Source organism: Gynuella sp. (assembly GCF_050297175.1).
Taxonomy (GTDB): Bacteria; Pseudomonadota; Gammaproteobacteria; order Pseudomonadales; family Natronospirillaceae; genus Gynuella.
In genome coordinates, this window is record NZ_JBNKSF010000011.1 from 59637 (window position 1) to 71716 (window position 12080).

10 protein-coding genes are annotated in these 12080 nt (G+C 48.7%); 6 read left to right on the top strand and 4 right to left on the bottom strand.

Going from position 1 to position 12080, the window contains the following annotated elements:
- Positions 1 to 300: 300 nt before the first annotated feature.
- Entirely contained in the window at positions 301 to 1203 is a 903-nt protein-coding gene (locus ACQY6I_RS04025; RefSeq protein ID WP_428240186.1) for a DMT family transporter, read from the bottom strand.
- Between the two features lie 562 nt (positions 1204 to 1765).
- Between ACQY6I_RS04025 and ACQY6I_RS04030 the strand changes: the two genes are divergently transcribed.
- The 3 genes from ACQY6I_RS04030 to ACQY6I_RS04040 are packed head-to-tail and all read left to right on the top strand — an operon-like array spanning position 1766 to position 6571.
- Positions 1766 to 2728, top strand: a complete 963-nt coding sequence (locus ACQY6I_RS04030) for an ABC transporter ATP-binding protein (RefSeq protein ID WP_428240187.1) — start codon at positions 1766 to 1768, stop codon at positions 2726 to 2728.
- Entirely contained in the window at positions 2718 to 5624 is a 2907-nt protein-coding gene (locus ACQY6I_RS04035) for a Gldg family protein (RefSeq protein WP_428240188.1), read from the top strand. The genes ACQY6I_RS04030 and ACQY6I_RS04035 overlap by 11 nt, the downstream gene beginning before the upstream one ends.
- Positions 5625 to 5635: 11 nt before the next feature.
- A complete protein-coding gene (locus tag ACQY6I_RS04040) occupies positions 5636 to 6571 on the top strand; it encodes a DUF4340 domain-containing protein (protein ID WP_428240189.1) in 936 nt (311 codons plus the stop codon).
- A 68-nt stretch (positions 6572 to 6639) separates the two neighbouring features.
- On the opposite strand, the gene ACQY6I_RS04045 is transcribed toward ACQY6I_RS04040, so the two are convergent.
- Complete coding sequence (locus ACQY6I_RS04045) at positions 6640 to 7305, bottom strand: hypothetical protein (protein WP_428240190.1); 666 nt, start codon at positions 7303 to 7305, stop codon at positions 6640 to 6642.
- 136 nt (positions 7306 to 7441) lie between these two features.
- Between ACQY6I_RS04045 and ACQY6I_RS04050 the strand changes: the two genes are divergently transcribed.
- Positions 7442 to 8407, top strand: a complete 966-nt coding sequence (locus ACQY6I_RS04050; protein WP_428240191.1) for a patatin-like phospholipase family protein — start codon at positions 7442 to 7444, stop codon at positions 8405 to 8407.
- Here ACQY6I_RS04050 and ACQY6I_RS04055 read toward each other — a convergent pair.
- Both ACQY6I_RS04055 and ACQY6I_RS04060 read right to left on the bottom strand, forming a co-directional pair.
- Complete coding sequence (locus ACQY6I_RS04055) at positions 8382 to 9392, bottom strand: ABC transporter permease (RefSeq protein ID WP_428240192.1); 1011 nt, start codon at positions 9390 to 9392, stop codon at positions 8382 to 8384. The genes ACQY6I_RS04050 and ACQY6I_RS04055 overlap by 26 nt on opposite strands.
- A gap of 4 nt (positions 9393 to 9396) precedes the next feature.
- Complete coding sequence (locus ACQY6I_RS04060) at positions 9397 to 10275, bottom strand: ABC transporter ATP-binding protein (RefSeq protein WP_428240193.1); 879 nt, start codon at positions 10273 to 10275, stop codon at positions 9397 to 9399.
- A gap of 337 nt (positions 10276 to 10612) precedes the next feature.
- Between ACQY6I_RS04060 and ACQY6I_RS04065 the strand changes: the two genes are divergently transcribed.
- Both ACQY6I_RS04065 and ACQY6I_RS04070 read left to right on the top strand, forming a co-directional pair.
- A complete protein-coding gene (locus ACQY6I_RS04065; protein ID WP_428240194.1) occupies positions 10613 to 11380 on the top strand; it encodes a DnaT-like ssDNA-binding domain-containing protein in 768 nt (255 codons plus the stop codon).
- On the top strand, positions 11334 to 12062 hold the full coding sequence (locus tag ACQY6I_RS04070; RefSeq protein WP_428240195.1) for a replication protein P: 729 nt from the start codon (positions 11334 to 11336) through the stop codon (positions 12060 to 12062). Before ACQY6I_RS04065 ends, ACQY6I_RS04070 begins: the two co-directional genes overlap by 47 nt.
- The last annotated feature ends 18 nt before the right edge of the window (positions 12063 to 12080 follow it).

Sequence of the window (12080 nt, forward strand, 5' to 3'; positions counted from 1 at the left end):
GACAAGCATTTATGTCGGCTTATTCCGCGCGATACAGGATCACATCACCATAACCATAGACTAGCGGGAAAGCTGATAAATCAAGAAGTTTCGGGCAACATAAGGATCTGTTTGGAACGTGTGGACTTCACAATTTTTTATCGAAAATAGCGCAAATTGACTACCGTTTGAGTTTGCCGACAGGTCCCCCGGATGCCAGTTATCTGATCAGACCGGCCATTTTCTTACATGACAACTGCGAGACCCGCACCGAGTAAATGATCAGGAATATCGGTCACTCATTTTCTCAGCACAACAATTCTACCGATGCAGCACCGATGCCTTCACACTGATCAGCGCCAGGCGAACAGCCCTCCAACGGGCAATCAGCATCGCCAGAAAGATCAGGCTGCAACCCAACAATTGCAGCCCGCTCATTTGATCATTCAACCACCAAGCCGCCAGTATGGCGGTCCAGACGGGTTCGAGTGTCATGATGATTGCAGCATGGCTGGCAGGAGCCATTCCCTGAGCACGGATCTGGATGAAGAACCGCAGACTGGTGGCAATCAATACACTGGCCAGCAGCCATACCCAGATATTCAACGGCTGATCCAACTGCCAATCTTCAAACACTGCGGAGACCAGTAACGACATCCCGCCGGCCAACATTAGTTGAATCGTCGTCAGTGCTATCGTTGGCATTCCGGCAGAAGCACGACTCAAAAGGATAAAGCTGACAGAAAAGAATGCCGCCGCCGCCAGGAAACAAAGCTCCCCAAGACCCATAACAAACTCACTGTCGAGGGAGAGACAGGCCATTCCGGCAGCGACCACCGGTAAAGACAGCCAGGCAGGCAACGATGGCCGCTCGCCGAAGAACAGCCCGAATACTGGCACCAACACCACCCCAAGACTGTTAAGAAACGCTCCGACACCAATGTGTTCGGCAAAATGCAAACCCATGACCCAAAACATCATGGCAACGGCAAATAAGCTCCCGGCCAACATGCCCGCCCGCCATTGCGCTTTGGAAAGCATTTGTAATGATCCATACCCACCGACAACCAGCAATACCATGGCTGCGCCGGAAAACCGCAGGCCCATAAACAATAACGGTGAAAAACCTTCCAGGGCTGATTTCGAAAACATCCATCCAAATGCGGCAACAATGGTCGTAACGACCAACAATACATCAGCTTTCAGATGGTCAGACGACGACATGATAAATATCCTTGAACAACAGCATGACACACTAGAGTGAGGAGAGAGATACCGCACGGCATACGGCGGCGGTATTGTCGCATCTAAATCACAGAAATACACAGCAAAATCTCGCGATTAGGCAAATAACCTGCGCACTGTCCGGTCAGGAAAATTTCCAGGGTGCACTCGCCCGCGACACTTCCAACGAATGAAAAATTTCACCACATAGCAGGCTGCAAATAGCAGAACATCAGCAGCAGATTTTTATTCATCGCCTGAAGACAAACATTAATTGAGAAGTCTCTAATATTTATGATTATTTCAAGAATATGACCTCGGTCCACAAACATCGCGTGATCTGGTTCGTTGGTTTTGTAATGTTTTTTTTTATCAATTTAAAACAAAATGTAAACAACCGGCTTTTGCCTTGAAAGCCTCTACTCATATCACCATTTCGCGCGCATCCTTCTTTTTCTTATTTCATTAGTTACCAGGTTCCCTGGTTTTTTTTTAACATTCTTGACCCTTTTTTCACTCACTCCGGTGAGTACTGGTATATACCCTGAAGATAGGAGGAAGCATGCTCGACGTCAGCAATTTGACCCGCCGTTACGGCAGTTTTGTCGCGGTCGATAAAGTCAATTTCAGTATTGGCAAAGGTGAAATTATTGGTCTGCTCGGCCACAATGGTGCCGGTAAAACAACAATTATGAAAATGCTCAGCGGTTATCTTGAGCCAAATGAAGGCGGTATTACTGTCGACGGCATGGATCTCGCTACCGATACCAAAAAAATCCAGAGGTTGTTAGGTTACTTACCAGAAAATCTGCCGGTCTATCCGGAAATGACCGTAGCGGATTATCTGGATTACGCCGCAGAACTCAAAGGTCTTAAGGGACAGGAAAAAATATCAGAAATTAAACGGGCCATTAGTGCTACAGACATCAGTGAAAAACTGCTTGCACCGATTGCAACTTTATCCCGGGGTTTTAAACAACGGGTCGGGGTCGCTCAGGCCATTCTCGGCAAACCCAAAATCCTGATCCTGGATGAACCTACCAACGGTCTTGATCCCACTCAAACGGATCACATGCGTCAATTGATTAAAAGTATCGCTCTGGAAGCAACCGTTATTTTGTCCACTCATATCATGCAGGAAGTCGATGCAATCTGTGACCGGGTTTTGATCGTACGCAACGGTCAACTGGTCATCGATGAGCACCTGGAGGAACTACGCAATAACCATCAATTGCGGGTGGTCAGTTCATTGTCCCCACAACAGGCCGGGCGTGTATTCGATCAGATCGATGGTATCGAAAATGTTGAAAACATCGCCTCTGAAGCCGATCCGCAGCGTTATCACTATCGTCTGAAGCTTGCTACCGGGGCAGTTCAGACACATATCTGTGCCAATATTGCCAGACAGATCATCAGCGAAGATGCGGAGTTGTTTCAACTGCAGCCTGAGCAGCGAGATCTGGAGACATTGTTCCGTGAAGTCAGCCAACATACTCAGCAGGAGAATCTGAACAATGCAGCCTGACCAACAAGCCTTGCCCACAATTCGTCGGATTGCGGCCAAAGAAGTCACCCTGTTTTTTGCTTCACCGATCGCCTATCTGTTCCTGGCAACTTTTGCCGCAGTCACATTATTTATTTTCTTCTGGGGAGAATCATTTTTCGCCCGTAACATCGCAGATGTCCGGCCGATGTTTGAGTGGATGCCAGTATTGCTGATCTTCCTGGCCAGCACTCTGACGATGCGTTTATGGAGTGAAGAACGACGCACCGGTACTCTCGAGTATGTGCTGACCCAACCAGTACCATTGTGGCATTTTGTAGTAGGTAAATTTGCCGGCTGTCTGCTGTTACTGTTGATTGCTCTGATTATCACTCTCCCGTTGCCGATTACTGTCTCAATAATTGGTGATCTTGACTGGGGTCCGGTATGGGCCGGATATCTGGCAACGTTTCTGCTGGGTGCAGCCTACCTGAGTATTGGATTGTTTGTGTCCGCCCGCAGTGACAACCAGATTGTCAGCCTGATCACAGCAACCGCACTAAGCGGTTTTTTCTATTTACTTGGCTCCAATACCATTACCGATTTCTTCGGCAACGATGCCGGTGAATGGCTTCGCCTGCTGGGTACTGGTTCGCGGTTTGACTCCATCACCCGGGGAGTCATCGATCTGCGTGATCTGTACTACTACGTCAGCATCATTGCGGTGTTTCTGACTCTGAACACATTCATGCTGGAGAGAGAGCGCTGGGCCAGCCAAAAACGCAACCCTCAACACAAGCTCTGGGGTACGGTGACGGTATTGTTACTGATCAATGCCCTGGGTGCCAATTTCTGGCTGGGCCAAATCAATGCTTTGCGCCTGGATACGACCGCCGGCAAGCAGTATTCCATTTCCAGTGCGACACAGAATTACTTGAATCAACTCCAGGAACCATTGTTGATTCGCGGCTACTTCAGTAGTAAGACGCACCCCCTCCTCGCCCCATTGGTACCGCAGTTACGTGATCTTTTGAAAGAGTATGAAGTGGCAGGCCATGGCAACGTCAAAGTGGAATTCGTTGACCCGGCAACCAATCCGGAAGAAGAGAAGGAAGCCAACGAGCAATATGGCATTCAACCGGTCCCATTCCAGGTGGCAGACCGCTATCAGTCAGCCATCGTCAGCTCTTATTTCAATGTGCTGGTGCAATATGGTAATGAACACGAAGTCCTGGGGTTCCGCGATCTGATTGAAGTCAGCGCCCGTTCTGAAGCAGATTTGGATGTTCAGTTACGCAACCCGGAACATGACATCACCAGCGCGATCAAAAAGGTCATGCATAGCTATCAGGCCGGTGGCAATTTATTCGATACTGTCAAAGACCCGATCAAGTTCACTGCGTACATTTCCGCCGACTCAACGTTGCCTAAAGAACTTCAGGATTTCCGCAAGGTAGTCACTCAGTCTGTGACTGACATGGCGAAAAAATCCAATGGCCGGTTGATCATTGATTTTGTCAATCCGGATGCCAATGGCGGTGCGGTTGGTCAGCAGATTGCTGAACAATATGGGTTCAAACCCATGACCACCAATCTGTTGAGTAATGATCGTTTCTATTTCTATCTGACTCTGGCGCAGGGCGATCAGGTCGTGCAGATTCCTTTGGGCGATATGAAGAAAGAAGGGTTCCAACGCGACCTGGAATCCGGCATAAAACGTTTTGCCAGTGGCTTTACCAAAACCGTTGCCCTGGTCACTCCCAGCGGCGGTGCCAATCCGTATAACCCATATGGTGGAGTGTCCGGCCCTCAATTTAATCAATTGCAGCAGTTCCTCGGATCGGATCTCAAGGTGGAAAAAGAGGATCTGAGCGACGGCAGCGTTTCTGGCCAGGCAGACATCCTGTTTCTAGCAGCACCTAAAGAGCTGGATAAAACGCAATTGTTCGCCGTAGACCAGTTCTTAATGCAAGGCGGTACGGTCATTCTGGCGACCTCGCCGTATGAGGCAGATTTCGGTAACCGTTCCATGACATTACAAAAACACAAAAGCGGTTTGGAAGACTGGCTCAAACACAATGGTCTGAGTATTGATGATCAAGTGGTATTAGATTCTCAAAACTCGGCATTTCCGATTCCTGTGACCCGCAATGTCAGTGGCTTTCAACTACAGGAAATCCGGATGATGGATTATCCCTACTTTATCGATATCCGCCCGGATGGCATGAACAGCGACAATCCCATTGTGTCCGATCTACCGCAGGTCACCATGAACTGGGCCTCTCCGATTACAATCAGTAAAGACAATCAGGGTGACCGGAAAATTACCGAACTGCTACACAGTTCCTCTGGTTCCTGGCTCTCCTCGTCAACGGACATTCTGCCCAAAGTCACAGCTCAGGGCGTATCTGGTTTCAGTCCGCAAGGCAATACCGGCTCTCATCTGCTCGGCGTCATTAGCAATGGTCGCTTTGAGTCCTATTTTGCCGGTCAAGATTCACCACTGCTGACAAAAACGGACGATGCACAGAATAAAAAAGATGGCGACAAAACCGACACCAAGGATAAACAACCAACAATCACCAGCGTGATTGACCATTCACCGAAGTCGGCCCGCATCATTTTGTTCAGCTCCAATGACTTTCTACGTGACCAGGTCATCCAGTTGGCGGATTCGGCCAATCGCACCAAGTATCTGAATACCCTGCAACTGGCTGCCAATACTGTTGACTGGTCTGTGGAAGATGCGGGTCTGTTGAGCATACGTTCACGTAGCCACTTCAACCGGACATTGCCACCGATGGAGCATAACAACCAATTGTTCTGGGAATATCTCAATTATGCATTGGCAGCGCTGGCTCTAGTGGTGATTGCAGTGATTCAGAGACAGCGGAAAAAATCCCGTGAACGCCGTTATCTTCATCTATTAGCACAATAACAGGAGGCATCATGAAGAAATTTCAAACCTGGCTGGCCGCTCTGTTGGTCGTGCAGATTGCGCTGGCAGGAGGTCTGTTCTGGAACAGTCAGAACAGACACTCCGGCAACCAGCCACAACAATTGCTCAGTTTTCAGAGCAAGGAAATTGATAAGGCTGTTATTAGCGGTGAAGACAAAAACGTTACCTTAAAGAAAGCTTCTGGTGAATGGCAGCTGGCCGATAATTCTCTGCCGGCAGACAGCCAGAAAATTATCGAACAACTCAGCAAACTGGAAAAACTCAAAACCGGCTGGCCGGTGGCAACGACCAAATCCAGCCACGAACGTTTCGAAGTGGCGAAGGACAAGTTTCAGCGTCATATTGAGTTGTTTAAAGGAGATCAAAAGGTTGCCGAGCTTTACCTGGGCAGTTCACCGGGCTTTAAACAGATTAATATCCGTCGTCCGGATGATGACAAGGTTTACAGCGCGGCCCTGACCAGTTACGAGTTTCCAGTGGATGACGAGGGTTGGCTGGATCGCTCGTTACTGGCAGCCAGTGATGTCTCAGGCATAAAAGGCAGTGATTATGCTCTGACCAAAAAGGACAAACAGTGGCAATTGACCGAAAAGGATGGCCAAAGCACGGAACCCGCCGACAGCCAGAAAGCCAATGATCTGGCAACGGCTCTGAGTAACCTGAAGGTGCTATCGATATTGCAGAATAAAGATGAAGCCCCGGATCAGCCAACAGCCGAGTTAACGGTTTCCAGTGGCGATACACAATGGGTTTACCGGTTCAGTCAGCGCAATGACAATTACTATGTTTCACGCAATGACCGTGATGCAGTATTTAAAATCAGTAAGCCGATTTACGATTCAATTGTGGATGTCAAAGAGCCTCAACTGGCAGGACAGGAAAGCCATAACGATGAAGCAGAAACAGACGATAACAGTCAGAGTTAACCGTTACTAACGGTGCAAAAAGGCCGGCAACATGCTGGCCTTTTTAATGTTGAGATCAAATCAGGGAACTAATCGTCCTTTAACACCCAATCGGCGGATTGCGATGAAGGTAACACCAGCTCAGCATTGAGCCGGTCATTACCGGCAATTTGTACCAGAGCTTGCTGCCGGCTCATACCCCAGGCACGCATATGCCGTTGACAGAGTCGCTCCATGGCCACCTCTATCGGCACATCAAAATACCAACGTTCATCAAAACAATTACCGACCGCTGACCAGCCGTGATCGGAATATAGCAAATACAAACCTTCTACCAGAACCAACCGGCAATCAGCCGGAACCTGATGCGCTGCATCCACCGGGTCACCAATGTCATGCTCAAATCCAGGCCAATCGCAAACTGCTGCCTCATAACTGTCTTTCAGTCGCTGTAGATGGCAACTCATAAGATGGGGATCAAATGTCCATGGTGCACCACGTCTGGCCAAAGCCTGTTGTGGATCAGGCAGGGTATTCAATTGAGCTTTGCTGAGATGAAAACCATCCATGCCCAAGTTCACCATAACCGGCGTGTTAAAATATTCATTGACCCGCCGGGAGAGCTCACTGGCTAATGTCGTCTTGCCCGATCCGGGGATACCGGCCAAAGCGATCAACCGGCGAGATCGCGCGCTGTTTACCTGTGCGATGAGGCGCTCAACTGCCTCATCTATCGAACTGTGATGCATTCTCATTACTTAACCCATCATAAACATACTGTCAGTATTCACAAAATCTTAAGGTTATTCACGTTTACTTCCTACATGACCGTCCCCACAATGATTGCATAGCATCTCGGTTAACCCATCTCCTGACTCACGGTGATCATTTATGCGTAAGAAGGAAAAAACCGTTTCTTTGGTTCTTGGTTCTGGTTCTGCCCGTGGTATGGCTCACATTGGTGTCATTCGGCTGCTGGAAGATCGGGGATATCAGATTCAGTCGATTTCCGGAACATCCATCGGCTCATTAATCGGCGGATTCTATTGTGCCGGCAAACTGGAACTCTATCACCAATGGCTGCTGGAACTGGACCGAACCTCAGTACTCAGACTGCTGGATTTTTCATTTGATCGTCGCGGACTGCTCAAGGGCGAGAAAGTGTTGTCGACACTGAAGGAAATCATTGGCGATTATGATATTGAGGAGCTTCCAATTAAATACACGGCGGTCGCAACCGATATCGAACGCGAAAAAGAGGTATGGCTCAGTGAAGGCTCCATGTTTGAAGCTATTCGTGCGTCAATTGCCGTCCCTTCAATTTTTACACCTCATTATTACCGCGGTATGAAACTCATGGATGGCGGTCTGCTGAACCCCGTTCCAGTCGCTCCAACGGCAGGTGATACCACTGAGTTGACAATTGCTGTCAATCTCAATGGTAAAAGTCTGATCAAAGATCTGGACGCCAAAAATGACCGCAAACTCAGCACCGAAGCCAATGGTTTTCAAAAACGACTAGGCGATGTTCTGGAACGGGTTCTGCCAGATAAGAAAAACGTCAGATCCAAAGGCCCGGCAACCCCCAACATGATTGAAATGACCACTCGCAGTATCGACATCATGCAGAACACCATTGCCCATGCAAAAATGTCGATCTACAAACCGGATATCCTGATTGAAATCCCCAGGGATGCGTGCGGTTTTTTCGACTTTCATAAAGCCGAGGAAATGATAGATATCGGATATTCCATGGCCGACACAGCACTGAATAACTGGCATGAACATCATCCTTACAGTGATGAGCCCACGTATCCTCAGAGGGTCCCGGTCAGCGATGGTCCGATTCCCAGTTAAACAGTAACGTTCCGACCAGTACGAAGATAACCGTCATGGCCAGCAGGATCAGAATATGATCCCACTGCTCACCAAGGGTCTCGCCTTCAATAGCAATGGCGCGGGCGGCCTGAACAACGTGCGTCAGCGGCAGAAACTCGGCAAATCGCTGTAACGACAGCGGCGCCCCTTCCATTGAAAACCAGGCACCCGATAACCCCAGCATTGGATAAGCCGTCATATTCAACAGTCCGCTGGTCAGCTCTTCACTACGAGTTCTGGAGGCAATCACCAGAGCCAGACCAATCATAGCCATAATGCCTAATGCCAGAATCACAAAGAAGTCCAGGTAGCTACCAAGCATCACGGTAGAAAATGTCCAATGACAGCCAAAAAAGATGACGGAACAGAAAAACATCACCAGGATCCAGCGCGACGCCACTTGTGCCGCCAGAAATTCAAAGGCCGTCAATGGTGTGGCTTTAAACCGCTTTAACACACCGATACGACGATAACGTACGATTGCATATCCGACACCAAACAGGCAGCTATACAGGATGTTCATACCAATAACACCGGGAATGACCCAGTCAATATAGCGAATAGCATCACCTTCCACTTCACGCTTGCGAAAATCAGGATCACTGCTGTGCAGCATTTTCTCCAGAAAATAACCCTTAGAGGATTGCTTGTTCACCCAGTACAAACGGTCATCCAACTGCAACACCAGATCAATCTGATGCAACCGGAGCTTTTTCTTGGCTTCCTGCAGATCCTGATAAGGAATAATCTGCAAATGCGACATAGCCAACAACTGCGGCCGTGATAAGTAGGCATCCTCCTCACCAATCACACCAATGCGGTAGTCAGGTCTGGGATTAGAAAAAATATACGCAAAACCGAATACCAGAAGAAATGGCAGAAACAGGTTCCAACCGAAATTCCTGCGGTCCCGAATCGTTTCCCGGTTTCGTGCGTTGAAAATAGCCAGAAATCTCGCCAGCATGAATTTAAACCCTGAGCTCGTGGCCAGTCAGCCGTAAAAATAAGTCTTCCAGATTTGGAGACTTGACCTGCAGATCCTGCAATGGCACACCACTGCTGATTAATTGTTGAAGTGTCAGTTCCAGATGATCGGTCAAAATCTCGTAACAGCCATTACGTGCAGCTGCACCAAGACCCGTCATGACGTCAGCATCACACTGATGCTTGGGAACCTGTATATACACGCCATTGAAATAACGATTAAGAAGGGCTTCCGGAGTGCCCGCCTCTACAATCCGTCCCTCATCCATAATGACAATCTCGTCACATAGGAATTGTGCCTCATCCATATAGTGAGTCGTCAGAATGATCGTTTTGCCGCGAGCCTTAATCGTCTGTATCAATTGCCAGAAGTGAAAACGCGCCTGTGGATCCAGGCCAGTGGAAGGTTCATCCAAAAATATGATGGCCGGATCATTTACCAGCGCCAGTGCCAATAGCATTCGCTGTCGCTGGCCACCGGATAATAAGCGGGTATCCCGGTCAACAAAGCTTTCAAGCTGGCATAACTCCATCAACTCAGCAATGCTCAGACGACGTTGATAAAAAGATGCAAACAGATCAAGCGTTTCGCGTACTGTCAGATAATCCGGCAACGCGGTATTCTGAAACTGAATACCAATCCGCTGATACATTTTTTTTGAAGCCCGCTCGCCAAAATAGCGAATGGTTCCGGATGTTGGGGCAGATATGCCCTCCATCATTTCTATCGTAGTAGTTTTACCGGCACCGTTGGGGCCTAACAGACCAAAACAAACCCCTTCTTCAATCGTAAAGGAAACAGCGTCCACAGCCACCAGACCGGCATACCGCCTGGTCAGTTTCTCAACTTCAATAATGGGCATAAACAAACCTTAACGGGTTCCCAAACCACCACTCTCATAACGAGCGCGCATCCTACCAGAAAAAGCGAGTTCTCACACAAACGCACTTTGCACAAGTTATTCACAGGGAGTTCCGCTATTTGTGCAATGGAAATCTGTGTAGAATCGCCGGTTACATTAAAAGCTCCAGCCCGTCATTAAGTGTGCTCTTCCTGCCGATGGACCATCTGTCCACGACGATGCCGCAATCACACTTGTGCTGAGACGTCGATAAGACCGATTCAGGATGAAAACCCAATGGAGTAGAACTTATTTGTCGAGTTTTTTTCGGCGCATCACCATAACACTGTGAAGATTCATGACCATTCAATTTGGCGAACGTTTACTGTCGATATCTCCTAATCTGGCTATGCAGATCGGCCTTGAAGAAGCTGTTCTGGCCCAGCTCGTATTCGAGTTATCCACAATCTGCCCCAATAAAACACTGTTGGGCAAGGAATGGTTTTATCTGGCACCGGAACGGTGGCCTGAACTGGTTCCGTTCTGGAACATGACAAAGTTAAACCAGATTTTCAGAAATCTGGAAGCACTCAAAGTGATTGAACGTCACTTTAACGATAACGGTCAGTTTCTGGTTCGTCTGATCCCTGACAATGCGTTTAACCCCGCTGCAAATCAGGGGCATCAGCGTGTTAGCCATAATCCAGCGCAGTCGCTGAACCGTCCCAGCCAATCAGCTGCCACCACGAACGCAGCACGGGCCCGAAATCAGCGCCATGCTGGACTGCCAACCTTTATGATTGAACAAAGCCAGCAGTTTCAGCAGGGCCGAAACTATAAGACTGCAATGCGTCAAGACTGGTATCCTGACGAAAACCTGTTAATCCCGCGCCTGCAAGCTGATAACATCACGGTTGATTTTGCCCGCGAGCAACTTCCGGCATTTATCGGCCATTATATGGAAACAGGTGTTGCCGCTGCTGACTGGAACAGTCGCTTTATTCGCTGGGTTAAAGAAGAATGGGCCAAAATGTATCGCTCAGCACCACAGCACTCCAATTACCGTCAGGATCAGCGTGATGAAGTCAGACGAAAAATCATGGATATCTACGACACCAACTGGTAATCAGCCCCAGGGGCTCGACGAACAGACCAAGATCCTCGTCAATATGGTATTCGCCAGGCTGCGCGCCAGTTATGGCCATCGTTTTGACAGTACTTTTGGCGATGGAGATTCGCTGAATATTGCCAAGCGCGAGTGGGGGTTCTGTTTACAGGGTTACAGCGAAGCACAACTGGCCAGTGCACTGCATGCCGCCAAGCTTAAATATGCCTGGCCACCTGCGATATCCGAATTTCTGGAACTGATGCAGACCAATCCCGAGGACCTTGGTCTGCCCAGTGCTCGTGATGCCTATCAGGAAGCCTGTAGTTGTCGTATAGACCCTCGACGTTTTCCGTGGCGTCATGCCATTGTCTATGAAGCTGCCAAACGCACGGAATTCTGGCGTCTCAAAACCGCAACGGAAAAAGAAAGCTGGCCTCTATTCGAAAAAAACTACAAAGAACTGGTCAAAAAGGTATTGGATGGCGAAGACTTCACAGTCCCTGACAGCATCAGACTGGAAGACAACAGCTCCGTGACGGTAGCTTTGGATATTCAACAGTTGGCAGAACAAAATGGTATCGACTCCAGCCTGCTCTACTATATGCAAAAGCCCATGCACAGCCCGATACGTCAACAACTCCGACAACGTGCACTTAAAAAACTGTCAGAGCTTGGCATCGATCTGGTGCTGCCAGATTAAGATTCTTTCTAAAGCACC